The organism is Colwellia sp. 75C3 (assembly GCF_002836255.1).
Classification (GTDB): Bacteria; Pseudomonadota; Gammaproteobacteria; order Enterobacterales; family Alteromonadaceae; genus Colwellia.
This window is the reverse complement of sequence record NZ_PJAU01000033.1, coordinates 237,656-263,065: the sequence shown is the minus strand read 5'-3', so window position 1 is coordinate 263,065 and position 25,410 is coordinate 237,656. Positions and strand designations below refer to the sequence as shown.

At 38.3% G+C, this 25,410-nt stretch carries 23 protein-coding genes; 11 read left to right on the top strand and 12 right to left on the bottom strand.

Annotated elements, in window-relative coordinates; translation table 11 throughout:
• Window positions 1–91: 91 nt before the first annotated feature.
• From CXF85_RS05690 to CXF85_RS05670, 5 genes are all read left to right on the top strand, one after another.
• The gene (locus tag CXF85_RS05690; RefSeq protein ID WP_101227557.1) at window positions 92–1,111 is read left to right on the top strand and encodes an XdhC family protein; all 1,020 of its coding nucleotides are present in this window, start codon (window positions 92–94) and stop codon (window positions 1,109–1,111) included.
• Window positions 1,101–1,751, top strand: a complete 651-nt coding sequence (locus CXF85_RS05685; protein WP_101227556.1) for a nucleotidyltransferase family protein — start codon at window positions 1,101–1,103, stop codon at window positions 1,749–1,751. Before CXF85_RS05690 ends, CXF85_RS05685 begins: the two co-directional genes overlap by 11 nt.
• 34 nt (window positions 1,752–1,785) lie before the next feature.
• Entirely contained in the window at window positions 1,786–2,334 is a 549-nt protein-coding gene (locus CXF85_RS05680) for a (2Fe-2S)-binding protein (RefSeq protein WP_101227555.1), read from the top strand.
• A gap of 2 nt (window positions 2,335–2,336) precedes the next feature.
• Window positions 2,337–4,589 carry a xanthine dehydrogenase family protein molybdopterin-binding subunit gene (locus CXF85_RS05675; RefSeq protein WP_101227554.1) on the top strand — a complete coding sequence of 751 codons (2,253 nt, stop codon included), beginning with the start codon at window positions 2,337–2,339 and terminating at the stop codon, window positions 4,587–4,589.
• 194 nt (window positions 4,590–4,783) lie between these two features.
• Window positions 4,784–6,616, top strand: coding sequence for a methyl-accepting chemotaxis protein (locus tag CXF85_RS05670; protein ID WP_157829028.1), 1,833 nt, complete (start codon window positions 4,784–4,786; stop codon window positions 6,614–6,616).
• Between the two features lie 176 nt (window positions 6,617–6,792).
• Here the strand turns inward: CXF85_RS05670 and CXF85_RS05665 are convergent, their stop codons facing one another.
• On the bottom strand, window positions 6,793–7,530 hold the full coding sequence (locus CXF85_RS05665; protein ID WP_101227552.1) for a helix-turn-helix domain-containing protein: 738 nt from the start codon (window positions 7,528–7,530) through the stop codon (window positions 6,793–6,795).
• Between the two features lie 407 nt (window positions 7,531–7,937).
• On the opposite strand from CXF85_RS05665, the gene CXF85_RS05660 reads away from it, so the two are divergent.
• Window positions 7,938–8,912, top strand: a complete 975-nt coding sequence (locus CXF85_RS05660) for a methylenetetrahydrofolate reductase (protein ID WP_101227551.1) — start codon at window positions 7,938–7,940, stop codon at window positions 8,910–8,912.
• A gap of 190 nt (window positions 8,913–9,102) precedes the next feature.
• Here CXF85_RS05660 and CXF85_RS05655 read toward each other — a convergent pair whose 3' ends face one another.
• The 3 genes from CXF85_RS05655 to CXF85_RS05645 form a co-directional block, all read right to left on the bottom strand.
• Complete coding sequence (locus CXF85_RS05655) at window positions 9,103–9,759, bottom strand: thiol:disulfide interchange protein DsbA/DsbL (protein WP_101227550.1); 657 nt, start codon at window positions 9,757–9,759, stop codon at window positions 9,103–9,105.
• A 109-nt stretch (window positions 9,760–9,868) separates the two neighbouring features.
• Entirely contained in the window at window positions 9,869–10,729 is an 861-nt protein-coding gene (locus CXF85_RS05650; RefSeq protein WP_101227549.1) for a DsbC family protein, read from the bottom strand.
• A 219-nt stretch (window positions 10,730–10,948) separates the two neighbouring features.
• Window positions 10,949–12,124: a winged helix-turn-helix domain-containing protein gene (locus CXF85_RS05645; protein WP_101227548.1), complete on the bottom strand. Its 1,176-nt coding sequence runs from the start codon at window positions 12,122–12,124 to the stop codon at window positions 10,949–10,951.
• A 163-nt stretch (window positions 12,125–12,287) separates the two neighbouring features.
• On the opposite strand from CXF85_RS05645, the gene CXF85_RS05640 reads away from it, so the two are divergent.
• The 5 genes from CXF85_RS05640 to CXF85_RS05620 all read left to right on the top strand — a co-directional run bounded on the left by CXF85_RS05640 (window position 12,288) and on the right by CXF85_RS05620 (window position 16,882).
• Complete coding sequence (locus CXF85_RS05640) at window positions 12,288–13,712, top strand: sigma-54 interaction domain-containing protein (RefSeq protein ID WP_101227547.1); 1,425 nt, start codon at window positions 12,288–12,290, stop codon at window positions 13,710–13,712.
• A gap of 169 nt (window positions 13,713–13,881) precedes the next feature.
• Entirely contained in the window at window positions 13,882–15,288 is a 1,407-nt protein-coding gene (gene ccoG, locus CXF85_RS05635; RefSeq protein WP_101227546.1) for a cytochrome c oxidase accessory protein CcoG, read from the top strand.
• 89 nt (window positions 15,289–15,377) lie between these two features.
• Window positions 15,378–15,998, top strand: coding sequence for a cytochrome c oxidase subunit 3 family protein (locus tag CXF85_RS05630; RefSeq protein WP_101227545.1), 621 nt, complete (start codon window positions 15,378–15,380; stop codon window positions 15,996–15,998).
• Window positions 15,999–16,007: 9 nt separating this feature from the next.
• Window positions 16,008–16,304, top strand: a complete 297-nt coding sequence (locus CXF85_RS05625; RefSeq protein WP_101227544.1) for a cytochrome C oxidase subunit IV family protein — start codon at window positions 16,008–16,010, stop codon at window positions 16,302–16,304.
• Window positions 16,305–16,456: 152 nt separating this feature from the next.
• Window positions 16,457–16,882, top strand: coding sequence for a CBS domain-containing protein (locus CXF85_RS05620; RefSeq protein ID WP_101227543.1), 426 nt, complete (start codon window positions 16,457–16,459; stop codon window positions 16,880–16,882).
• A 30-nt stretch (window positions 16,883–16,912) separates the two neighbouring features.
• Here CXF85_RS05620 and CXF85_RS05615 read toward each other — a convergent pair whose 3' ends face one another.
• From CXF85_RS05615 to CXF85_RS05580, 8 genes are all read right to left on the bottom strand, one after another.
• Window positions 16,913–17,158 carry a helix-turn-helix transcriptional regulator gene (locus CXF85_RS05615; protein ID WP_101227542.1) on the bottom strand — a complete coding sequence of 82 codons (246 nt, stop codon included), beginning with the start codon at window positions 17,156–17,158 and terminating at the stop codon, window positions 16,913–16,915.
• A gap of 188 nt (window positions 17,159–17,346) precedes the next feature.
• Window positions 17,347–17,835, bottom strand: a complete 489-nt coding sequence (locus CXF85_RS05610; RefSeq protein WP_157829027.1) for a hypothetical protein — start codon at window positions 17,833–17,835, stop codon at window positions 17,347–17,349.
• 253 nt (window positions 17,836–18,088) lie between these two features.
• Complete coding sequence (locus tag CXF85_RS05605) at window positions 18,089–18,847, bottom strand: TSUP family transporter (RefSeq protein ID WP_101227540.1); 759 nt, start codon at window positions 18,845–18,847, stop codon at window positions 18,089–18,091.
• Window positions 18,848–18,951: 104 nt separating this feature from the next.
• On the bottom strand, window positions 18,952–19,275 hold the full coding sequence (locus CXF85_RS05600; RefSeq protein WP_101227539.1) for a DUF3325 domain-containing protein: 324 nt from the start codon (window positions 19,273–19,275) through the stop codon (window positions 18,952–18,954).
• On the bottom strand, window positions 19,275–20,942 hold the full coding sequence (locus CXF85_RS05595; protein WP_101227538.1) for a PepSY-associated TM helix domain-containing protein: 1,668 nt from the start codon (window positions 20,940–20,942) through the stop codon (window positions 19,275–19,277). Before CXF85_RS05595 ends, CXF85_RS05600 begins: the two co-directional genes overlap by 1 nt.
• A complete protein-coding gene (locus CXF85_RS05590) occupies window positions 20,942–21,262 on the bottom strand; it encodes a DUF3649 domain-containing protein (RefSeq protein WP_157829026.1) in 321 nt (106 codons plus the stop codon). Before CXF85_RS05590 ends, CXF85_RS05595 begins: the two co-directional genes overlap by 1 nt.
• 315 nt (window positions 21,263–21,577) lie before the next feature.
• Window positions 21,578–22,867, bottom strand: coding sequence for a hypothetical protein (locus CXF85_RS05585; RefSeq protein WP_101227537.1), 1,290 nt, complete (start codon window positions 22,865–22,867; stop codon window positions 21,578–21,580).
• Between the two features lie 47 nt (window positions 22,868–22,914).
• Window positions 22,915–25,311: a TonB-dependent receptor gene (locus tag CXF85_RS05580; protein WP_101227536.1), complete on the bottom strand. Its 2,397-nt coding sequence runs from the start codon at window positions 25,309–25,311 to the stop codon at window positions 22,915–22,917.
• Window positions 25,312–25,410: the final 99 nt, after the last annotated feature.

Genomic DNA, 25,410 nt, shown 5'->3' with positions numbered 1-25,410 from the left:
ATTGCTTACATTTTAATTCCTTACAGTGGTTTAATTTAGGCTATTTCTCATTTATGTTAACTTAATATTTTTTTAAGTGAACAATGAATAAATGAGTAATCGCCTTGCTGCATTATTAGCTAACTGGTTTCCCGACAAAGACTCATGCCAATGGGTACTTGCTAGTATTATTGAAACGCAACGATCTTCTTATCGTAAAACTGGCGCTATGATGCTTATTAATAGTATCGGTAAATGCTATGGCTTATTAAGCGGTGGTTGTCTTGAAGCTGATTTAAAACGCCAAGCACAGAAATGTTGGCAGGATGAAACTAATCTAACTGTCTGTTACGACATGCAAGATGACAGTGATATAGCCTGGCAACTCGGTATAGGTTGTGGTGGTTTAGTCAGAGTACTACTACAACCCATCAATCGCGATAATAATTACCTCGATTTACTCACCTTAAAAAATCAACTTGATAACCGTAATGCATGTTTTTATCATATTGATACGTCCACTACACACGCCACTTCTGGCAATAATAATCAGGTGTTATCCAAAGATGACAGCTCACTAGCACCTTTAGTTGCGATAAAACCGGCTCCTGCTTTGGTAATATTTGGTGGCGGTATCGATACGCAGCCCCTCGTTAAGATGGCGCATACTTTAGGCTGGTTTATTTGCTTAGTTGATAGCAGAACTGCCTATGCTAGACCAGCCTATTTTAAAGAGGCAGACTTAGTTATCAATCAAGATTACGATGAGCTAGAGCAAAGCTTGCTTTTACCCAAAGCAGACGCCATCGTTATAATGCACCACAATGTTTCACTGGATACGCGCGCTTTACAGTTAGTCAAAAAGCAAGCTGCTCTAGCTACAACCAGTTATTTAGGTTTATTGGGTCCTCAACACCGAACAGAAAAAGTGTTAGCACAAGCGCAAATACTATCCACAGATTTACCCTGTAAACTGGCTAATCCTATTGGTTTCGATCTTGGTGGTGAACTCCCTGAATCGATTGCCCTAGCCGTTTTATCGCAAGCTCATGCCGCAATTGAACAAGCCTCAGGAAAATCATTAGGCTATTTCACTAGCAACATCAAACAAGTCGTTAATCATGCAAGTTAATATTATTCTATTAGGGGCCGGAAAAGGCCAACGCTTTCAAGCTTCATCACCGAATGAAATAGGCTGTGGCACGATTAAACAGCTCGCTCAGATCAATGGTAAACCGCTGATTTCATATATCGTAGATAAATTACAGCCACTACTTAGCAATCCATTCGTTAACAATTTATATGTCACTCTAGGCGCCAATAAAAATGCTATACAAGCGATTTTACCGCAAGGTGTGTCGGTTATTGCAAGTCAGCATTGGTCTGAGGGCATGGGACATACCCTGGCAGAATCTGTTCAGTCTATTAAAGCGCAGAGTAGTCATGTATTAATTGCTTTGGCTGACCAAGCGTTGATCACCACGGAGCATTATCAAGCATTACTCGACGCCAGCAAAAGCCAACCTAATAAAGTTATTGCTACGCTATGTGACGATCAATTAATGGCACCGGCTATTTTCCCTGAAAAATACTTTCCTCTTTTGGTAAAACTACAAGGTGATAAAGGCGCGGGTAAATTGTTACTACAACATGCAAAAAAAGCAGATGCGATAAGCCATGAAAATGCAAAAGTCGATATTGATACCTTGTCTGATTTAGAGCAAGTCAGACAAGATTTACAACGTTCCCTAGTAAATGAGCAGTTAAGCTAGAGACACTTTCACACTGACAAAACCTGGAACCAGTATGATAAAAATAACCTTAAACAATAAGCCTGTTGAGCTTAATGTTGACCCACAAATGCCACTACTTTACGCCCTTCGTGATGAGTTAAAGCTCACTGGCACCAAATTTGGTTGCGGCGCGGGACAATGTGGTGCCTGTACCGTTCATGTAAATGGCGTGGCCATGCGTTCATGCATCACACCAATCTCAGCTATTGCTGAACAAGCTATTACCACCATTGAAGGATTAGCTGATAACAACGGTAAATTAGGTGAAAGTGCTGTGCAAGTTGCTTGGCGTGAATTTAAAGTGCCTCAGTGCGGTTATTGTCAGAGTGGGCAAATGATGAGTGCTGCGGCATTATTAAAGGCTATTCCTCAACCAACCGATGAACAAATCATTGAACACATGCAAGGTAACATCTGTCGATGCGGTACTTATAAGCGTATTAAAGCGGCAATAAAATCGGCTGCAACTAATCTAACTGTAACTGCTAACTCAATAAATAAGCATAACGGTGTAGAAATTTTTGATGCCCGTCAATTTGCTAATAAGAATCAAGGAGCCTAACCATGAACTCTATTGAAAATGTAAGTCGTCGCGGGTTCTTAAAAGTTGCTGGTTTTTCAGGTGGTGCCTTTGTATTGGGTATGAACCTACCGATGAGCACTGCACAAGCAAAATCGGCCACTGCAGCATTCAGTCACGAATTGAACTTCTTCGTGAGTATTGCCAGCGATTCACAGGTAACATTAGTTTGTCATCGCAGTGAAATGGGTCAAGGCATTCGCACGAGTGTGCCACAAATTATTGCTGAAGAGTTAGAAGCCGATTGGCTAAAAGTAAGTGTTGTTCAAGCTAAAGCTGATTCAAAATACGGCTCACAAGGCACGGCAGGTTCAGCCTCTATTCGTAATCATTTCACCAGTATTCGTCAAATTGGTGCGGTAGCCCGTGAAATGTTAGAGCAAGCAGCCGCAAACATTTGGCAGGTACAACGCAGCAGTGTGAAAGCAGAAAAGCATTTTGTTATTCACACAGCTACCGGTGAAAAAATTAGTTTTGGAGAGCTTGCCAGTCACGCCGCTAAACTTACCCCACCTGATGCAAAAAAAGTTAAACTCAAAAATAACGCAGATTTTTCTCTCATAGGTAAGGATGTAAAACTTGTCGATTTAGATAATATTGTTGCCGGTAAAGCGCAATACGCGCAAGATATTCAACTACCCGATATGCTTATCGCCACTATCGTAAGACCGCCAGTAGTTGGTGGTAAAGTTTTATCTTTTGATGCCAGTGAAGCATTGAAAATAAAAGGCGTGGTTGATGTGATTGCTTTAAAACCGCGTAGTATTCCTGTTACCACCAACCCATTATCTGGTATTGCCGTACTTGCCAATAATACGTGGGCTGCGCTAGAAGGTCGTAAAAAACTCAAAATAAAATGGCAACATGGCGATAAAGCGTCTCACAACAGTAACGAATTTGGCAAACAATTGGCTAAGCAAGTAAATCAACAAGGTGAAACGGTTGCCAAAAAAGGAGATATTTACAACCATCAATACAATGATAAAAACACTTTAGAAGCAACTTATACTGTTCCTTATATAAATCATTCGCCAATGGAAACACCTGCAGCTACTGCCATAGTTAATGGAAAAAAATGTACCATTTGGGCTGGCACACAAAATCCACAATGGGCTAAAGGTAATGTCGCTGGTGAGCTAGGATTAAAGAAAGATGAACACGATAATATTGAGCTTAATGTCACCTTAATGGGTGGCGCATTTGGCCGTAAATCAAAAGCAGATTTTATAATTGAAGCAGTTGAATTAGCAAAGGCAACTAAACGCCCCGTTAAAGTGATTTGGAGCCGCGAAGATGATATTCAACATGGTTTCTATCATTCTATTTCGGCCAATTACTGTAAAGCCGAGTTAACCGATAATGGTAGCGCAGACTACTGGGTAAGTCGTAATGCCTATCCGCCTATTGGTTGGTTATGGAATGCTGAGGCTAAAACCCCGACGGATAATCAACTCGCTCTTGGTTTTGGTGATATCCCTTTTGCTTTAAATAACTTAAGTATTGAAAAGCATGCGGTCGACTCTTTTGTTCGCCCGGGTTGGGTTCGCTCAGTCGCTTGTATCAATAACGGCTTTGCCCTTGGTTCTTTTGTTGATGAATTAGCAGTAAAAGCAAAACTACCCACCAGACAACTGTGGCTGAATTTATTGGGTGACGATCGCCATGTAGATCCAAATAAAAATGGTTTTAAATACTCTAATTATAATTTAGATCTAGCCGACCACCCCCTTGATACCAAGCGCATGAAAGATTTAATCAACTTAATTAGTGATAAAGCGAAGGTTGAACAAAAGTTGCCTGAAAATCAAGGTTGGGGCATAAGCTTTTTACGTAGCTTTGGTTCTTTTGTTGCCGCGGCAACTAAGGTTGAAGTCGTTAACAATAAAGTTACCGTGCTTGAAATGCATACCGCGGTAGATTGCGGTATTGTGGTGACCCCTGATAGGGTGAAAGCGCAAATGGAAGGCGCGATGATATTTGGTCTATCAATTGCCTTAATGGGCGAAATATCAGTGAAAGAGGGCAAAGTTCAACAAAGTAACTTTCATGATTCCCCGGTAACCCGCATGAACCAAGTACCCGAAATGCATGTTCATATAGTAGAGTCTGATGCGCCTCCTGGTGGCATAGGCGAACCTGGAGTACCACCAATAGCTCCTAGCATCACTAATGCTATTTTTCATGCTAGTAAAACGCGTATTCGTGACTTACCTGTTAATAAGGTTTTTACCGTTTAATGGAATAACAAAACGATAGCTGCCAAGTTAACATTTATGGCAGCTTTCATTTGATAAAAACCTAAACTCAATATACAGATACATTGTATATCACGCCCTTATTCTAAATAATAACTATTACGATTAATGGTTATTTTGATTTGTGCTACCTTTAGTGTATTCAAGGTTGAATAATTAACACTATGGAGCTTTATATGCCTTCTCAAGCACTATCAATTAAACGTAAATTACTTATTTTATTAGCAGCCGTTATTTTTGCATTATTATTACTGCTAACTACCACAAGTTATTTCAATGGCCAAATTACAGCACTAGAAAAACTCAAACACGATGTTCAGCAACTGAACATTTATTCACTGCAGTTACGCCGTAATGAGAAAGATTTTATTCTTAGAAAGGATTTAAAATATCTAGATAAATTCTCCACTACCCATCTATTACTGGTCAATCAACTCAAAGATATCGAGCGACAAAATAAAAATATCAATGTTGATATTCAATTAACAAAACTCTCAAATTCATTTGAACAATATAGAGAGACTTTTATCCAGCTTACTAAGCTAATGGTTGATAAAGGTTTAGATAAAAATTCAGGGCAATACGCACAATTACGTAACGAAACTCATAAATTAGAGCAAGCTTTTATCTCTGAAGGTGATTTAGCAAGCCATGTAATATTACTGACAATGCGCAGACATGAAAAAGATTATATGCTGAGGAATGATGAAAAATATCTCATCAAACTAGCCAGTACCATTACAGAATTAAAAGCTCGATTTCCTGAAAATTCAAATATAAACGCCTTAATCAACAACTATCAAAGTGCGATAAATACTTATGCACAAATGAATAAGGGCATAGGTCTATCCCCTACCCAGGGAATAATGGGCACCATGCGAGCAGCGATTCACAACGCCGAAGAACTATTAAAAATATCTGTAGCGAGTGCAACCACGCACATAAATAAAAAAGAAACCTTAGCCACCACAATATCTTTTAGCTTGTTCATTATTATTTCAGCTGCGCTAGCCGTCTTTATTTTCAAACTTATTAATATTGTCATCTTACCCATTAAAAATGCCGTAGCGAGTATTGAGGCGCTGGTGAAAAGTCGAGATTTCTCCTTACAAATACCCAAAGAAACTGATGATGAATTTGGCGAAGTCGTAGATGCTGTAAATCGCTTTATTAAATTTACCCATAAGATGAATATAGCGGTAGAGGATTTACAAAGTGTCAGCATGCAGGTTGAACAAAATGCTCAATTAACTGAGTCAGATCTCGTTGATCAGTCTGCCCAATGTGAACAAATATCAGCCGCAACCATTCAACTTGATGCAAGTGCTCTAGAAATTGCCCAAAACATTCAATTAACGACAGATACCGCGCAAGAAATATCTACTCAAGTATCAGTAAATAAAAGGCAGCTGGATCAATTATCCTCATCATTATCAGAAAATGCAGATAATTTGGTAAATTCGTCAGCCGATATCAGTATGCTACAAACGAAGTGCCAATCTATCGGTGGCTTTATTACTGAAATCAGAAGCATTGCCGAGCAAACAAATCTATTAGCACTCAATGCTGCAATTGAAGCCGCCCGTGCTGGTGAACAAGGTCGAGGGTTTTCCGTTGTCGCTGATGAAGTGAGATCATTAGCAGATAGAACCCAATCTTCCACTAGTCAAATAACTGAAATAATTAATGAATTACAATCATTAACTAACCATGCTGTCACGCAAGTTGAACAATGTAAGGAGAGTAGCCTTGCGAATGTAAGTCATATTGAGACATCCTGCATTTCACTCACTGAGGTGATGAGCTATGTAGAAACAATTAATCAAATGACCATAACAATTTCAAGCTCTGCCCAAGAACAAACAGCTGCTATTCACGAAATAGCCGTGAGTATGACCAATATAAAAGATAAAAATACAGAGTTATTAGCCCAAGCGAGATCGAGTGTTTCTAATTGTTCACTCGCGAATGAAAAGACCTATAAATTGCTATCCTATAAATTGAGTTAATAAAGCTATTTTATAATATTACTCTGATAATTTTATAAGTAGCTATTTACGTAATAAAAAGCCCCTTAACGTCTATTTAAGGGGCTTTTTCGTCTTTTATGAACGCATATGTCAGATAATCATTATTACGTCCAAATCGTCAGTAATACTCAGCAAGGATTTCACTGACTAGCTAACTATCGAGGTAACTTACATAGCCGGCGCTCTAGTACAAAGACCATAATTCCGCTCGTTAATAACATTACCCCCAAAACTTGCAGCCATGCATTAATGCCCTGAGGTACTTTTATCGGTAAAGTATTCTTCGACTTTCGAAAATAACGTCTGCCACCTTCAACCTCCTCTTCAAACGAGTAACCTTTACTTTCAGAGATTAACTTTACTAAGACATCACTGCGCTGGGACATAACCACTTTCATCTGGCGCATTTTTTCATCTTTCTCGTTACGGTCTTTAATATCAATAAGGTCACGCCACTGCCAAAATATATCGCTTGGCTCTCCAGCTAACACCACCCCTCTAGAGCTATATTCATAGAAAGTTTCATTAAATACCTGCTTGGCATAACCGATATAAAACAAAGTAACCGCAAGTACGATTAAGCTACTCGCCATGTAAAGCAGTGTACGTTGCTGGTTTAGCTGCTTAGTACTGGATTGTTGATATAACTGTTCAATATCACTGATCACTAACAGGTTATTCTTTATATAATGTGTATCAATAGGCTCTAATAATTGAGCAACGTTTAATGAAAAAGCACTGAGTAGCTTTCTAAAAACGTCATTAGAAGGCAGTGATTTATCATTTTCTAACTTTGATAAATAAGATTGTTCTATACCTGCAAGCTCGGCTAATTCAGGCTGGCTCAAACCTTTGTCTGCGCGTAATTTTTTTAACTGTTCACCTAATGTCATGAATAATTCCTTTTCTTAATACTGCTGTTTTTTATGAGTGATTACTTAACACTTACGCTAAGTAACAAATCAAAGCGCCGGCTGCTTTGTACTTACTGTAATGATAGTGAAATTGTACAGACCACGTTATCACTGAGTAAGTGAGGTTATTCTTGGTTATTCCTTTAAAAATAACCAGATGAATAATAGAGAATATTTCACTATAAAGAAGAATAACAAAAAATTTCAACATCACAGTAAACAAAAGACCATGCTTCGAAAAGTTTCACACAGAATCAATTTAATTACTTAGTGAATAAAACTTCTATATATAAAGCACTCAATGGTTGACAAAAAAGGTAAATTGAATGAACATATAGCCATCTAAACGTCCGAACAGACATCTATTTAAAGTAAGAAGAAATATTTTGACTACACAATCAGAGCTTCAAGCTAGGTACAATGACATTAATCGAGGTGTTTACTTTATTGGCACTACACCACCAAAAAGCGATACGCCACTTGATAAAGTCGCTGAGATTGCTGAAAAATTGCTTGAGCGAGTCAGTGACATCGACTTTGATGGCCTGATTGTTTATGACATTCAAGATGAAAATTCTCGTATTAGTAAACCTAGACCTTTCCCGTTTAAATCAACCCATGATACGAGACTTTATTCTTCTTTATTGAATAAAAAGTCGAATCATCCTGTTATTACTTATAAAAGTGTTATTCAATCGAATAGCGAAGACTTTAATGAGTGGGCAAACGAAGCGTGGGAAAAGTATGGTGTAAAAGATGTAGTACTCGTTGGTAGTCCGTCAAAAGACAATAACATCTCTTTACCTTTAGCTGATGCTTATAAAACCTTAGTCGATAACCCAAATGATTTTTTTATCGGCGGTGTCACCATTGCTGAGCGCCATGCGAGTAAAAAAGATGAACATGAACGCTTAATAGCAAAACACCGACAAGGTTGTAGCTTCTTTATTTCTCAAGCGATATACAATCCACAAGCGACTATAGATTTACTTACTCGTTATGCTATTGAATGCAAAAAAGAAGGGGTAAAACCACAACGCTTGATTTTAACATTCTCTCCCTGTGGCAGTAAAAAGACCTTAGAATTTATTGAATGGTTGGGCGTAAATGTTCCTGAAGCAACGAGCTTGCGTATTCTTAATGCAGATAACCCTTTGTATGAATCAATACGCAACTGTGTAAATAGTTTGCAGCAAATTTTAGATGCAATACTTCCTTATGATTTACCTTTAGGCTTAAACATTGAGAGCTTAACTAATCGTAAAGAAGAAATAGACGGATCTATTTTGCTGTATAAATTATTACGTTCAAAAATGGATAACTTTTTAGCACAAAAAGAATTATCTGCTTTAAATAAATAAGAATGACTTATGAAGAACTCATCATTATGGTGAGTTCTTTGTTATGTTTTTAGTTAGCCAAATCAAGATCGTTCTGATCATTATCAAACTAGGCCCTTGAGCTTATTAAAAAACCAAGCCACATGAAAATTCAATTTCAAATGACTTGGCTATAAACCTAATACAACAGCAATAATTAGTGATTTAATAATTATTGCTTTAATAAATACAGCACTAGCTCAATGTATTGCTCTTTCGACTTAATAGCACCCGTTTCTACTTTATATTTACCATTTACAATAATGGTAGGAACACTCGATATTCCTTGATCCCTTAATATCTCAGTATTTTTGTTCATTTTATTCACGCCTGTTTTAACACTAAAACCATTAAATACTTTGTCAAAACGCTGTTCTTCAATACCGTGTAATAGAAAGATATTCTTAATGTCTTTCTCATTGGTAAATGTTGCTTTATTAACATAAATATATTTAAAAATGGCAGCAGAAATCTTATCTTCTACTTTTAATAACTTTGCAGTTAACAGCGCTTTAGATAAGGCATGTTCAATAGCAACATCACGTCCAGGCATACCATCAATAGGGTTCTTTACTAGCATGATATTGTCAGGAAGTTGCGCTTTTAATTCGCCAATAATCGGCTCATGTCGATAACAGGCAGGACAATAAAAAGAGAAAAACTCACGTACTTCCTTAGCTGAATTAAGCTTGTCATTAATGGGGGTGCTTAATACCTTATAGTGTTTGCCCTCTTCAAAGTCAGCGGCACTGACAAATGCGCTAGACAACAGTAAAAAGCTAGCTAATACGAAGGTCGATATAACGGTAAAGTTGATCTGATTTTTCATGGTTTTCCTTGGGTATGAATTGGAGATATTATTTAAAGGTTTTATTTAAAGGTAATGTTTGAAGGTATAACTTAAAGATATTAATCATTAGTTTTAAATCGATTAGATTTTATTTACTCGATACCGATTTTTTTAGTTGAGCCAATAATTGCTCAGGATTTAAGACTCCTTTGATAACACCACCATTCGGTAAAAGCATGGTCGGTGTTGCCGATATGCCAAATTCAGCTGCTACCGACATTTGTTGGTCAAGATTGTGCTGACAGGTTTTATTCACCGAGGAGGCAGAGGCCGAAAACTGCCCCTGCATAGCGAGGGTCATACTTTCTTGTGGGTTGGCAGAACATAAAACCGCCGCGGTTTTATCATAAGATTCAGATCGTTTACCGGCTCGAGGAAACATTAAATAATTAACGCGAATGCCTAAAGCATTATATTGCGCCATGTTGCTATGAAAACGTCGGCAATATCCGCAATCAATATCGGTAAACAATGTCACAGCAAATAACTCTTCTACCGTTGCAGGGAAAGTTAACTGGTTTTCCGCATCAAGTTTAGCAAGCGCCTTAATACGGTTTTTTTGTGTTATCTGTTCGCTAATATCAACATTTTCATGGGTATCGATAACCTTACCGACATAAATATATCGACCGTCATTGCTCGCAAAAAAACTACGTGCGCCAATATTTACTTCAAGTAACTGCTCGTTGTATCGCTGAATAGAAACGTTAGGGGTATTTTGAAAAAACTCATGGATACTTTGATAAGCATCCGCTGAAATACTGGCGGTATCAATTTTTTGAGTGTTATCACTTTGAGCACTCTCATTTTGAATGCTTTCATTTTGAGTACTAGGGTGTTGCCCGCTATTACGCTGAGCAATACTCGTTTGCATAAAAACTAACGATGTTATCGTTATCGTTATTGTAATAATACTCAAAAACGTGGGGGAAAAACGCTGTAATCTCATCCTGATTTCCTTTAACTCATACCTAAGGTAAAACTGCCGATTGATAGGCAATATTTTATTAGGCTAAGATAATTTCTTCAGGGATAAAACCCTAGTCATTAGTTCTATTATTAACTATATTTATCTATATAGTCTTTATAAACATAGACTTGAAAGCATGTATCCTAGCTGAAACTTAGCTATATTCGAACGATGGCTTAGCTATAGTTTAGTTATGCTTTAACTCGTTTGCTGATTTTTATAATGACTATAATCATTATAAAAACTTAACAGTAGTGGTGTAGATGCTTGTTTTAAACAGGCCGAGGTATCATCCATAATCATTTGCCTTGTTTCTGTTGCCTCATTCACTTTTTCACATAAAGTATTAGCTTTCGATACCTTCTTTTCAGTCACGGGGGAAGACAACGCATTTTGTTGTGCTTGTTTATAATAGCCGGCCAATAACTTAGCTTTATCTGTTTGTAAGCTTTTATCACCAATCAGTTGTTGTGCTAGTTGCTCAATTCGCTGGTCAGTGACTTCAATTGAACAAAAAGAACCTGAGTTTTCTAAACTATTGGCGCCAGTAATAGCATAGTTTAATGCATCAAAAACTAAGCCTTGTTGTGCATACATGCGGCTCAATAAATCAGCCGTTGAAGAATAGTGATAAGAGCTTTTATCCAAAGAATCGAGTAACTTAAAAGCGACATCTTGTGCCCTGATATAGTTCTCTTGTTTAAAATAGCTTTCTGCCAGCATTAACTTACTCTGTATTGAACTTGGGTCTTCTAACAAACTAAAATCAAACCATTGTTTAGCTTGGCTATAGTGCCCTTCTTCAAATGCCACAACGCCTTTAGCATAAGCATTAATTGCTGGAAGACTGTTAGCGCCTTTAACCAAGGCATTTTTAATAATATTACCTTTAAAAGAATTGGCTTTAACAAACTCAGTATTTTCTTGTTTAGACCATTGCCCTAGATAAAAACTAGCACAAACCAACAACGTTATACTTGCTGCCATAGCTATAGTATGCAAACGGCCTGATCTTACTGTATTGCTTTTCACACTAGACAATTTTACTTGCTCAATCTCTACATTGTGCTCAACGGCTATTACCTTGGTAGGAGCTACCCACTGATAACCTCTATTGGGTTGAGTACGAATAAGATCTTCATTAGTAAGCTTTCTTATCTCACTAATCACTTGAAATAATGTGTGATTTTGCACATGAGTGGTCTGCCATACCGCTTCAAACAAGTCATTCTTGCTGACGATAGCTTGTCTATTTTCAATTAAATAGTTAAGTACCAAGGCTGTTTTCGGGCGAATATTCACCGGAATATCATTGCTAGTTAACTGATATTTATCACGATTAAATTGAAAGTTATAGAATTGATATGCTGACATTGTAGTGCCCTAACTACCCAAGAAATTATGGAAATAATACCACTAATCATTAATTACTTACACCAAGCCCTAACATGCATCGGATTTTTTAATGGATAACTGATAAGCTAACACTACGCCACGATATATCGTGCAACCGATTATTAGCAAGAGCAAACAGTGTATGACCATTGATATAAAAGAATTTTTAGCTGACTCTCAACTACTACTCAACGCCGTTGGCGAAGGTATTTATGGCTTTGATAGAGACGGCAATGCTGTTTTTGTCAATCCAGCTTCAGAGCAAATGACAGGTTGGAAATCAGCTGAGTTATTGGGTAAAAACATCCATAAATATCATCACCATACTCATGCTAATGGTGAGCCCTATCCTAGCGAAGAATGTAATATTTATAACACTATGCGTGACGGGTTGGAGCGTAAAATTACCAATGAAGTATTTTGGCGAAAAGACGGTACTAGCTTTCCAGTAGAATATACCTCAACACCCGTATTTAAAGACGGTGAACTCATCGGCGCCGTCGCTGTTTTTAGGGATGTCAGCCAGCAAAGATTAGCCGATTGTAATTTGCGTTCTGCCTTAAAAAAAGTACAAGACCTGACTGAGAAGCTGCAAGCAGAAAACAGCTATTTACAAGATGAAATTAACGAAAGTTGGCATGGCTCTGGTTTAGAGGGTAATAGCCCAAATTTCCTTGCCATGTTGCAACAAATAAAGCTGGTAGCGCAAACAGATAGCACGGTACTTATTCTGGGAGAGAATGGTACCGGTAAAGAACTTGTCGCCCGTAACTTACATCAATTGAGTCAACGTAAAAATACCCCACTGGTTAAAGTTAACTGTGCAGCATTTTCGGCGAACTTGTTAGAATCGGAGCTATTTGGTCACGAAAAAGGTGCTTTTACCGGGGCAAGTGAGAAACGACGTGGTCGTTTTGAACTCGCCGATAAAGGCACACTTTTCTTAGATGAAATAGGTGAACTCACTCCTGATGCACAAAGTAAATTACTGAGGGTATTACAAGAACGTGAATTCGAGCGCGTTGGTGGCAGTAAAACCATTAAAGTAGATATCCGCATTATTGCCGCGACCAACCAAAACTTACTAGCCATGGTAGAGCAAGGTAAGTTCCGTATGGATTTATATTATCGCTTGAATGTATTTCCTATTGTGATGCCGGCATTAAGAGAACGAATCGAAGATATTCCCTTACTGTGCCATAGTATTTTAGCGCAACTTAATCATAAGCTTAACAAAGACATCAAAGGAATAAGTAAAAAGAGTTTAGCTAAATTAGCAGATTATCACTGGCCAGGTAATATCAGAGAATTACAAAACATACTCGAACGAGAAGTGATTCTTTCAAACTCTCATACCTTACATATCCAACAAAAATTCGATAAATCTCAATCGGCTACACGTACACTCAACAAACCCTTAGCTGACATTGAAAAAGCCTACATTATTGAAATATTAAATGATTGTCATTGGCAAATTGGTGGTCAAAATGGTGCAGCAAAAATACTAGGCTTACCTGATAGTACTTTACGTTCTCGCATGCAGAAACTAAATATCCAACGTCGTTAATCCTAAAGTCCTCCACAAAACCACGACATATCGCACCTACACGATATATCGTGGCCAACAACTCTTCCACATTGAAATTTAATGATAAAATACAACAACTTAAAAACCATAATTTATGGCGCGTTTATTGATATAGAGTAATTACTTAATTATGACCCTGTAGTAATAAATGAAGTTTGATATAAAAGAAGAGCACCTCATCATTAAGCCGTATAAATCTCAAACATCTGTCTATGTTAGAGAGCAAAAGGGCTTTTACCAAAAAATTCGCCGTAATATTAACTGGCTACTTATGTTGGCTTTTATTGCCATGCCTTTTGTGCAATTTAACGATCAACAAGCGGTATTACTCGATGTAGTTAAGCAAGAATTTAGAATATTTAACCTCACGTTCTGGCCGCAAGATTTTATCTTACTTGCCGGGATTTTTATGGTGGCAGCCTTTGCGCTGTTTTTTATTACCACCTGGCTTGGACGGGTTTGGTGCGGTTATGTTTGCCCGCAAACTGTTTGGACACTGGCCTATGTGTGGGTTGAGCATCGCATTGAAGGCACACGTAATAAACGCATGGCATTAGACCGTGCCCCTTGGACGCTAACTAAAGCCTACAAAAAAACACTCAAGCATAGTATTTGGCTGTTCATGTCGTTATTTACCGCGACCACTTTTATTTCTTACTTTGTACCCGTGAGCGAGCTTTATAGCACCATGCTTACATTCGATTGGAGCGGAGCGGTCACTTTTTGGGTGTTGTTTTTTGCCCTATCGACCTACGCTAATGCGGGTTGGATGAGAGAGCATGTCTGCATTCATTTATGTCCTTATTCTCGCTTTCAGTCAGCCATGTTTGATAAAAACACTTTGATGGTTGCCTATGATGCAACGCGTGGTGAAACCAGAGGACCGCGTAAACGCAGTGATGATAGACAAACACTAAAAGATGACAAAGGGTTAGGCGATTGTGTTGACTGTAATTTATGTGTTGATGTGTGCCCTGCCGGCATAGACATTCGTAACGGTATTCAATACGAATGTATTAACTGCGGTCTGTGTATTGATGCTTGTGATCAAACCATGGAGAAATTTAACTACCCTAAAGGCCTTATTAGCTATACCAGTGAACAACAACTCGCTGGTAAAGAAACTAAACGTTTCAACCTAAAACTCGTCTCTTATGGGGTGTTAACTTTACTGTTCGTCATATTATTAGGGTTTTGGATTAATAGTAGAATTCCGTTAGAAGCCAACATCATTCGCGATAGAACTGCGCTGTACCGTGTTAATTTTGAAGGTGTCGTTGAAAATACTTATACCTTAAAAATTCTCAATAAAAGCCAAGTACCTATGCACTTTACTATTAATGTCGACAACTTAATTAGCCCTGAATCAAAACTGACACTAGCGCTACCTAAAAACGTACTTATTGGCGCGGGTGTTATGCAAGAGATCCCTGTGACTTTAGCTATTGATGGTTTTGAATTGAAGAAGAAAATCACTCAGTTTAACTTCATTATTCAAGCTATCGAACAACCCGATATTGTATTGCAAAAAAACACCGTGTTCTTTCGTAATTAATCGCTTAACTCAGATCATTCACACATAACGTCACTCAAAGACAAGTGGTTAGCTAGCCTAGTCACTTGTCGCGCTAAGTAGGTAGTAACATGACCATTACAGCAATTGATTTTCATTTAAATGGTAGTGGCGAAGTCACTAAAGAACCTGAAACATTAAATAAAATACCGGGTAACAGAGCCGTATGGGTCGGTATTTTCGCCGAAATGACAGAATTCGCGTTATTCTTTTTGGTTTATTTTATTGCCAAAGCGCACTACCCAGAACAATTTAACCAAGGACCGCTGAAGCTTAATACTTTGGCAGGTACACTCAATACTTTTGCCCTGATCAGCAGCAGTTATTTTGTTGCCAAAGCCTTAGCATCTGTTCGCTTAAATGATCCTGAAAAAAGTATACGTTGGTTATGGCGTGCGGTTTTTTGTGGTGGTGTTTATCTGGTGATAAAAATTTGGGAATATCATTGGAATGTAGATCAAGGCATAACGACCAATACAAATAATTTTTATACCGTATATTACTACCTTACCTTTAATCACCTGTTACATGTCACTTGGGCTAGCGGCAGTTTATTGTGGGCCATTCGTCAGCTAAAAGCAGGCAATTATACCCAACAAAATCATCTCGGCTTTACCGCTATTGCTTGTTATTGGCATATGGTCGATTTAGCGTGGGTGATTATTTTTCCACTCTTGTATGTACTGCGATAGGGAATACTCATGCTCAAAAATACCTTCACACTCAATGTATTAGATTTTTCTTGGGTCTTATTGATGATAATCACCACGGCTAATGCTTTTGTCGCAGAGACCGCTGAACCAAGCCTAGCGATTACCGCCATTATTTGTTGTTCTATTGCCTATAAAGGCAGGCGTATTATGGATTACTTTATGGAGTTAAATCATGCGAATAAAACGATTCAATTGTTCATGCGCGGTTATTTCCATGTACTGCCCGCGTTGATTTTTCTCAGTGATTTGTTTTCAGAGGAACTTGTCGCTTTGACAGCACTGTAATTTTTAAGAAAACCACGCAGCTTGAATCTTCGTATTGTTGACATGATTTATTGAAAGGCTTACTGTCTTCTAAGAGACACCAATGGTCGTTGTCTCGTTTAGTGATGAGTTTTCTGACTCATTATTTTGAAAACAACAATAGATAATAAAATATGAAGATTGAAGACATAATGAGTGAAGATGTCACTTGTATAGATTTAGATGAAAGATTATCTGTTGTTAGAGAGTTATTTATTAAACATAAATTTCATCATTTAATGGTAATAGACCAAAAGAAAAAGCTTGTTGCGGTTATTTCAGAAAGAGATTATTTAAAAGCAACAAACTCTAATCTAGAATTACCCACAGCAAGCGATAAAGATCTAGCAATGTTAAACAAACGAGTTCATCAAATTGTTTCGAAGAAGTTAGTCGCTATTAAAGAATTCAGCCCTTTTAGTGGAGCGATAAAGGTTTTTCATGATACCGGAGTATCATGTCTTCCCGTCATAAACAGCAATAATGAACCTGTTGGAATAATAACGGGGCGAGACATTATAAACTGGCTTTATGGCAAGGTTAATTCACCTAAGCCGTAAACCACACTTCACCTTTAATGCTTAATCTATCTATTCATTATTGGTTTCACTGTCATTTACTTGCCATTGAAATAGCTCATCAAGAGGTGTTTCAAATATATCGGTCAAGCAAAAAGCTACCTCTAACGAGGGTGAATACTTGCCAGCTTCTATCGCAGCAATAGTTTGCCGAGTTACGCCCAACGCTTTAGCCAATTCTTGCTGTGTCATCTCATCTTTTTCAAAGCGTTTTTTTCTCAATTGATTACTAATCACGCCTTTCACTTGTTTACTCATGGTTTTCTCCCTTTATACCAATCCCATTAAGTTATTGCCCACTTATGCTGGTTAAAATACCCCAAGGCGGCGTTGCTCTCAATCCCAATAACTCGCTATTGCTCAATCAAGCGCCTACCCTTAAATTATTCTTCCTACGCACAAAAAGATCACAAACTTAATAGAACTGGTATTACTAATCATTTTAGCTAAGCTGCTTTTCGGTAACGATAGATTTGTGACGCACGTAAAATAAACTCAACCAGTAAGCTTGAAAACATCACGCCGTGAATAAGAAAGTCGATAGGAGGTACGTTAGGAAAAAAGGGGTAATTAGTAATAACGCCTTGGCAGAATATATGTACAAACAAAATAATAATGCAAGTACTCAAGTTATAGTAAGCCCACCTAGTCGCTCTTGCTTCAATGAGTTCATCCCTTTCATCAATCAATAAATTATCGTCATCATCGCCACTGAACTTCCTCATGATAGCTAAAGCCGAAAAGGCAATAACAGCAAAAATGATACTAGCAAACATTGTTTTAGCCCATAAACCAACTATTTGGTCGGCATGGGTAGAAAACGTTCCTTCAAGTTGTTTCATACCATTGGCATAAAACCAGGCTATGAATACGGTAAATGTCACGCTAATCCAAGCAGTTTGTTCACTAAAATTACTATCTTTAAAAATCATCATTCACTTCCAATGTTAAAAAAACTTAACACACAGTATCCTCTACCAATCACCATGTCAAATATTATTAACACAGGGTTAATTATAATTAACTCTGTGGTTTTTTGTTAACATGATATCAAAGAGGTAGGAATATATAAGTATCAAGCATTAATATGGTTGGAATCGTATTCGCTGTAATTTGACTCAATGGTGTCTAAACAACTTTGGGAAGTGTTGCACAAGGCGGGGTCTTACCAACAGTCTCGACCGAAGACTAAGCAGACACATACTTAATTAACATAGCAAAACACATAAATACCACTAAATAGCGTAAATAATTGACCGGTATTTTGAACAAAAAGTGCGATCCGAGCCAAGCACCAATAAATTGCCCACACATCATAATTAAGCCAACCATCCAAATCACTTGCCCAGCAAAAATAAAAACAATAAGCGAAGCAATATTGGTAGAGAAGTTTAGTGTTTTAGCGATAGCTGTCGCTTGAAGAAATTTCTGAGCGCGTAATGCACGACCTGCCAAGGTAAAAAATGAACCTGTACCAGGACCAAAAATACCATCATAACAACCAATTAGCGGTATAACGTATTTTTTGTAATTTTCAGATGAGACTTTAGGCAACTTATTTTCTTCATCAACGGTAGGCGTAATAAGAAAATAAATACCGATACAAGTAATCACCACAGGGATAATAAGTGTCAGCATTTGAGCATCTACAAACTGAATAATGACTGTACCTATCGCTGAACCAATAAAGCCTGCAAGCATTAAGTGCTTTACCTGATGCCAACGCACACGCCTAGCACGTAACATCATTACGGTGGCCGTTGCAGTTCCCATACTTGATTGCAGTTTATTTGTTCCTAAAGCCGTTAACGGGGGGATACCACTCATCATTAACGCGGGTAACGTTAATAGGCCACCACCGCCAGCTAAGGTATCAAGAAAGCCAGCAATAATGGCAATGGTAAATAAAAATAAGGCTATTTCAATGGTTAAATTAGCAAACTCCAAAACACTTCCTCTAAATTTAAATTATCCCCATAAAAAGGGCTATATCAGCAATAACGGGGACTTTAAGCAAGTGTTGATGAATTAGCAATAAATCAATACGAATACTAACTATTTAAAAGACTAATACTCGAAATTAATGATAACAAGATGGCTAATTGAGGCACTATTTTAGCTTGGTAGGTCAATAACAAAGTCAGTAATAAAATAGCCATTGTCAGTGCACCAAATAAAAGCGCAGGCCCAATAGACCAGCCAAATAGTTCAACACTTAAATAAGCGGTGAAAGTTAATAACAACCAAGCAGCAGGTCGGAAAAAACGCACCACAAGCTTAGGTACTTCTTGCGCTATTATTTGTTGTCGGTGTTTACTCATCGCTAAACAAAACAGTGCCATGGCGGTAAAGCATAAACTGCTGAGTAATAACATTAGCTATTACCCTTACTTACCTGAGGTGCATTCAATAAGCCTTCATTTCCGAATGTTTCACCCTGTTTACTTCCTTGCCCGCTTTCTTTTATAACCTCTTGCTTTATTGTCGGCTTTCTAACTTTTTTATCAACATGAAGTGTCTTATATTTGTAGGCTGCAAAAGCAAAACAAGCGCCCACGGCCAAAAACGTCAGGTCAAAGCCAGCAAACCCCCAATCCTGCTGCACCAAACTATTAATAAGGTGTTTATCTGTGGTTAATAAATTCACTAGTGGCAGTGCCATATAAACCAGCGCTGCTAGTTGTAATTGTTCAGACCACGCTTTATTAGCAGGGCGAAGTGCAGGATAAATTAACAGTAATGCCCAGCTGATGAACATTATATTCGCTTCCCAATTTACTCGGTCAATCATATCAATAGGCAACAAACGATTCGCATAGAAATATGCGGCAATAGCTATGGGTAAACCGACAATAGTGCCGATATTGAGTTGCTCAACCAAACGGTAACCAAAATCAGGTCCGTTTGCTTTTTTCATTTGTTGAGGCTTACGTTTGGTTGTCCAAAGGATCAACCCCGAGGCAATCATCGCCGTGCCAATAAGGCCGGTAAAAAAATATATCCAACGCGCAACAGGACCAGCGAACTGCCCTTCGTGCAACGAGAAAAATCCATTATGAATCATACCCGCTGCGGTATACTCTTTCGATGCTTGTGGAATAACGTCACCTGTAATTGCGCTTACCATCACTTGGTCTTTAGGGTTATACGTTATATCCGTTTCATGACGAATAAAAAGTACTTGGGCATTAATATCGTGTGCAGCAAACACTTCAATAGTGCTGAGGTCATCATTTTTCCAACTCATTTTTACTTGCTGATATAAGGATGAAATATCTAACATTGCCGAAGGTTGGTTAGCACTTTCTAAATGAGCTGAACGAGGAAATATCTCTTTGCGCATTTCACTATATTCATTTTCATTAGTTTGTAAATTAGTACTTAACGCCATGTAAGTAAACAGGAAGAATAATAAGCCACTGTAGGTGATCATAAAATGAAAGGGCAAGGCAATAACACTTAATACATTATGAATATCTAACCAACCAGGTAAGCCTTTTTTCGCTCTAAAAGTAAAAAAATCAGTGAATATTTTTTTATGGATAACCACGCCCGTGATAACCGCTAACAACATCAACATAGAGCAAAATCCAACTATCCAATAGCTGATTTTGCTTGATAAATAATGTAAACGATAGTGCATTCGATAGAGTAATCTTCCGCCACCCGTCGCTCTGCTGTCAATTTTCGCACCCGTATTAATATCCAATACCGCTCTTTGGTATCGACCTCTTTTTTTACCTGCTTCTGGCGCATGCCGCCAACCGACTCGTAGATTTTGATCACGTACAGTGGGCAAATATATATCCCACTCATCAATACCTTGTGCATTTTTAGTGAGGTAATTTTGGGCAATATCGATTAATTGTTCATTACTAATACTATGCTCGATAAAAGGTCTTTCAGGCTCCATCCAACGGGTAATTTCTTGATAGAAATAACCTAAGGTTCCCGTTATAAACATGAAAAATAAGATCCAGCCAACAATTAAGCCAACCCAAGTATGAAACCACTTCATTGACTGTCGAAAATTATCTTTCATTAGCTAGCCACACCATTAAGCTGCATTAAAAGCCAAGTAGCGACGAAAAGGAAAACGTTTAGTTTTATTAGTCCGCCCCACGCTTTACTGGCACTTGATACTGAAAATACCCACATGGCAGCACAGGCGTAGACGATGAAAGAGAGCAATAAGCCAATATGAATAGCTTGATATTTACCCACGCTATTTAATAGCAATTGGCCAATGAAGAGAGAGCTAGAGGTTGCTAAAACATAACCACCAAAGATGGCAGCTAGCGATCGAGAGAAAACAGCCCAGCTCGGGCTAGAGAGATTAAATTGATTGAAAAGGTAAGTCACTTTTATTCCATGTTACTTAGTCTTATTTGATACATTTTCAATGCGGTTTGCCTAACAAGTGCAAAGATGATCTAAACAATTAAAAATTAATGTTGGTGCGTAAATCACCACGGTAAAAATAACATGATACACCACAAAGTAATGAAAATCATTATCATTTACGTGGCATGGTGAATTTGAGATTATTCTACAAAATAATCCCTCGATTTTAATTCAGTAGCTTTATATATTTTCAATGAACTTTGCAAAAAAAAAGCCACATAAAATGTGGCCAAAAAAGGAATAAACAAAATGCGAGTAAGTTAAGGTTTAACTTTAATGAACGTGCTCCTCTTCGCTTGCAATACCTAACCATGCGGCTTTACCGGGAGCGAAGTCTAAATCAAAGTGACCAACAACTTCACCTTCATGTAAGTCAACAGTTGTCACTTCTTTGCCATTAATAATATAAACAAGCTCATGTGCTTTTGAAGCAATAATTAATGGTCTAACATCATCAGCAAGTGCTTCAAGTACTGGAATAGTTTTTTCAAGTTCCCAATTATGCTCCGCACTGTACGCATTTAAAGCGCCATTTTTATCAAGTAATAATAAATGTTCATGGTGCGCATCAAACGTATAACGTGGGAAGTAAGAATTTTCATCCGCTGGACGTTCTAAAAGGCTAATACCTTGATTAACAGGGTCTATCACAAAGATACCACGTGGCGTTAAGCCCAAAAGCGTTGCACTATGCTCGCTGCCTTTAATCGTCCAAATACGCTTACTTTCAGGCACATCTGCCGGATAAGCTATTTTACTATCGGTAAAAGTTGAACCTTCTTGTTGTACGGTTAAAATTCCATCGTCACAAGCAAAAGCAATGTAATTTTCATTTTGAAAACTACCGTGAAGATCTGGACACTTGGTATCAAAAACCTGTTCTTGGTGAAGATGATCACCATGAATTTCAAATACTGCAACTTCGTTAGGTAATGTGCCTTCGGCGTCACTTACTCGTAATGTACTTAAAACATACTCACCACGTATTTCTGCCGTTCCATGCATGTAGGTATCGAAGTCATGATGAGCAATAATTTTTTCTGCTTTAATACTTTCATCACTTAATATGTTTAATTCAGCGTTTTCACCTACATCATTACCATCAAAGAATAAGGCAACTTGTTCACCACGTGAGACAAAATGAGCTGGCTTAGCACCTTGCATGCTAAAACTTGTTAATTCTGGCGCATCGACGTGTTGATCATAATGATCGCCATGGGCTTCTTGCCATAAACCACCATCAATAAACTGCACTTTACCTGTCTCCTTTTGTATTGCCACCGCATAACGGTTTTCAGGACTTGCATGTAATGCTGTTGCTGGATTCTCAATAGTTAAAGAGTCAACCAAACTGTTATCTTCTAAATCAAAAATATGCACAACGGCTTGTTCTGCATCGGCAATAGCTAAACGGCCTTTGCCCAATTCTTCGTCATGATGATCATCAACTACTGGTACTACAGTTGGATCTATTTCTGTAATGTTAGTTTCACTATCACCACAACCGACTAGCGCGGTGGCAGTACAAGCTAATACAAGTGCCTTTAAATTAAATGTTTTCATGGTTTTCCTTTGATAAATGAGTCGAACCCAAGCGATAGGGCAAAAAATTAAAATGAGCCGCGAATACCAGCAGTAATTGAACGCCCTGCTAGTGGTGTTAAGTCTTTTAAGAATGAGGTATGCACTTGCGCATATTCATCGGTCAAATTGGTGCCTTTAAGATAAACAGCTAAGTCGTGCTGCCCTAAAGTAAAATGATAATTAACGTTAGCATCCACCATGACATAGCTGTCTGTTGAGCTTTCTAGTGCTGCGGTATTGGTTTGTTCAAAGTAGTGACTGACAAATATGTCAGCTGAAATAGCTTCGCTTTGGTAACTAAACTCGGTAGCAATACGTGCGGGTGGTGTACGAGGTAATTCACCACCGTTATCTAAGCGAGCACGAATAATGTCGCCCTGTACCCGCCAAGTAAATTCATCGGTAACTTGCCAAACAGCTTGCGCTTCAAAACCGTGCAAGGTGACATCTTGAGCAGTAAAAATAAATAAGGGTAAAGTATGTGCTGCTTCACCTTGTGAGTCATGGTCTTGACCACTATGACTTTCTTCATCATGAGAGTGGCCATCACCCGCAGATAACTCGGTGGCTTGCTCGTAGTAGTAATCGTCTATTTGGTTATAAAAAGCATTCAGAATAAAACCAAAGTTTCCTTTAAATTTACGTAAGCTTAAATCAATATTATTGGCGGTTTCCATGACAATATCATGATCAGTTAAACCAAAATGTGCGACTTCACCGTGGTCGTCATGTAATGAAAACAGTGCCCCTACTTCATAAGAGCCAGTACCAATATGTGGACCAAAAGATAATAATTCTGATGCCGATGGTGCACGCTCGGAATGAGACAGTGATAGGCCTAAGTTATAACCATCGGTAAAGTCCCACACTAATCCTGCAGAAAGGCTTACCGGGGTAAATACATGTTCAACTTCAAAGTTACGAGTGACATTTTGCGCCGCATGAGCGTCATGGCCGTGATCTTCATGTGAGTCATGCTCACCTTCGTGTTCCGCATGTTCTTCAAATAACTCAAGTTCAGGTAAACGCACTTTAGCTGCGCTTACTTCGGTACGCTCTATACGTGCACCTAACTGTAATAACACATCGCCAAAATGGCGCTCTTCCATCCACGCCAAAGCGATTGAATTTGTCTCAGAAGGCGGCGTAAATGCTTCAGCACCCACGGCAGTAAAATCACTTTGTTTGTAATGAACACTTAAACCACCACGCCACTGCCAAAAGTCTTGGTGTAATAACTCAACACGCGCTTCTACAGATTCATTGTCGAATGTTGTGCCTATCCTACCTAATTCTATTTCGCTATGGCGATAGTCGGTATAAGCTAGCTTAGTATTAAGTGATTTTATAACACTATTATCAAAATTAAGCTCGCTCAGTAACTGCCAACGATTTTGTGTTAAATCAGCCAGTACCGCAATGTCTTCATCACCATGGCTGTGACCTGGAATACCATACTCTTGATTAATACCTTGATAAGAAATACCAACAAAACCATTGTCGAGTAAATAACTCGTCCCTAAAGTAAAGCCGCTTGATTCAGCCGCTGAGTTCGCGACTTCATCAATGCCATTTTTTTCAGGTATTTGGTAGTTTTCACTGTCACGATAAAAACCATCGGCATGCACCGCAATATTACCAACACCACTATTGATTGAACCTGAGACTAAGGTTTGCTCATTATTAGTATTATGCTCCGCTAGCCACTCACCCTTTGTTTCAATGCTTGTAGGAATGCGTTCATCAACTAAGTTAACCACACCACCAATAGCACCACTACCGTAAAATAGTGTCGCCGGACCACGTAATACTTCAATACGTTCTGTGGTTGATGTTTCGGTAGAGACCGCATGATCAGGTCCAACGCGTGAAGCGTCACCGGCATCAAGACCATTTTGTGTAATGAGCACACGCGGTCCATCTAAACCACGAATAATTGGTGTACTAGCAACACCACCATGAAAATTACTATGCACCCCCACTTCTTTACTTAAGGTATCACCCAACGTATTGGCTTGGCGCATACGCAATTTTTCACCATGCAAAACTGTGATAGGTAGAGCCGATTCTATATTTGAACTATGAAAAGGTGTCGCACTGACATCGATAATTTCAATCGCTGATTTATCTAATTTTACCGCCAGCGTAGAGGTTTGTTTTTTTGCTAAATTGACCTGAATGTTTTGGTGAACATATGCTGCTGCAGTAACATGTAATTCATACTCTCCGGGTTGAACGTTAAGATAAAACTCACCTAATTTATCGCTAACAACAGCTATATTGGTGCCCATAATTTTAACTTTAGCACCACTAACCACTTGTCCATTCTCATCTGTAATGAGACCCGTAATTTGCTCAGCAAGCACTTGACTATTTGCAGTCATCAATGCAAAAGCACTCGCTATTAATGTAAACCTGTTCATGTAAAACCCATCTTTTAATGTGATAATATAACAATTCGAAAGATGTTATATTATCACATTAACAAAAGCAACATCTGTACACATATTTTTAACAAACAG

What these genes read in the sequence shown, in the direction of transcription:
- CXF85_RS05690 (WP_101227557.1), top strand. Translation starts at nt 92, where the DNA reads ATGAGTAATCGCCTTGCTGCATTATTAGCTAACTGGTTTCCCGACAAA.
- CXF85_RS05685 (WP_101227556.1), top strand. Translation starts at nt 1,101, where the DNA reads ATGCAAGTTAATATTATTCTATTAGGGGCCGGAAAAGGCCAACGCTTT.
- CXF85_RS05680 (WP_101227555.1), top strand. Translation starts at nt 1,786, where the DNA reads ATGATAAAAATAACCTTAAACAATAAGCCTGTTGAGCTTAATGTTGAC.
- CXF85_RS05675 (WP_101227554.1), top strand. Translation starts at nt 2,337, where the DNA reads ATGAACTCTATTGAAAATGTAAGTCGTCGCGGGTTCTTAAAAGTTGCT.
- CXF85_RS05670 (WP_157829028.1), top strand. Translation starts at nt 4,784, where the DNA reads ATGCCTTCTCAAGCACTATCAATTAAACGTAAATTACTTATTTTATTA.
- CXF85_RS05665 (WP_101227552.1), bottom strand. Translation starts at nt 7,530, where the DNA reads ATGACATTAGGTGAACAGTTAAAAAAATTACGCGCAGACAAAGGTTTG.
- CXF85_RS05655 (WP_101227550.1), bottom strand. Translation starts at nt 9,759, where the DNA reads ATGAAAAATCAGATCAACTTTACCGTTATATCGACCTTCGTATTAGCT.
- CXF85_RS05650 (WP_101227549.1), bottom strand. Translation starts at nt 10,729, where the DNA reads ATGAGATTACAGCGTTTTTCCCCCACGTTTTTGAGTATTATTACAATA.
- CXF85_RS05645 (WP_101227548.1), bottom strand. Translation starts at nt 12,124, where the DNA reads ATGTCAGCATATCAATTCTATAACTTTCAATTTAATCGTGATAAATAT.
- CXF85_RS05640 (WP_101227547.1), top strand. Translation starts at nt 12,288, where the DNA reads ATGACCATTGATATAAAAGAATTTTTAGCTGACTCTCAACTACTACTC.
- ccoG (WP_101227546.1), top strand. Translation starts at nt 13,882, where the DNA reads ATGAAGTTTGATATAAAAGAAGAGCACCTCATCATTAAGCCGTATAAA.
- CXF85_RS05630 (WP_101227545.1), top strand. Translation starts at nt 15,378, where the DNA reads ATGACCATTACAGCAATTGATTTTCATTTAAATGGTAGTGGCGAAGTC.
- CXF85_RS05625 (WP_101227544.1), top strand. Translation starts at nt 16,008, where the DNA reads ATGCTCAAAAATACCTTCACACTCAATGTATTAGATTTTTCTTGGGTC.
- CXF85_RS05620 (WP_101227543.1), top strand. Translation starts at nt 16,457, where the DNA reads ATGAAGATTGAAGACATAATGAGTGAAGATGTCACTTGTATAGATTTA.
- CXF85_RS05615 (WP_101227542.1), bottom strand. Translation starts at nt 17,158, where the DNA reads ATGAGTAAACAAGTGAAAGGCGTGATTAGTAATCAATTGAGAAAAAAA.
- CXF85_RS05610 (WP_157829027.1), bottom strand. Translation starts at nt 17,835, where the DNA reads ATGATGATTTTTAAAGATAGTAATTTTAGTGAACAAACTGCTTGGATT.
- CXF85_RS05600 (WP_101227539.1), bottom strand. Translation starts at nt 19,275, where the DNA reads ATGTTATTACTCAGCAGTTTATGCTTTACCGCCATGGCACTGTTTTGT.
- CXF85_RS05595 (WP_101227538.1), bottom strand. Translation starts at nt 20,942, where the DNA reads ATGAAAGATAATTTTCGACAGTCAATGAAGTGGTTTCATACTTGGGTT.
- CXF85_RS05585 (WP_101227537.1), bottom strand. Translation starts at nt 22,867, where the DNA reads ATGAAAACATTTAATTTAAAGGCACTTGTATTAGCTTGTACTGCCACC.
- CXF85_RS05580 (WP_101227536.1), bottom strand. Translation starts at nt 25,311, where the DNA reads ATGAACAGGTTTACATTAATAGCGAGTGCTTTTGCATTGATGACTGCA.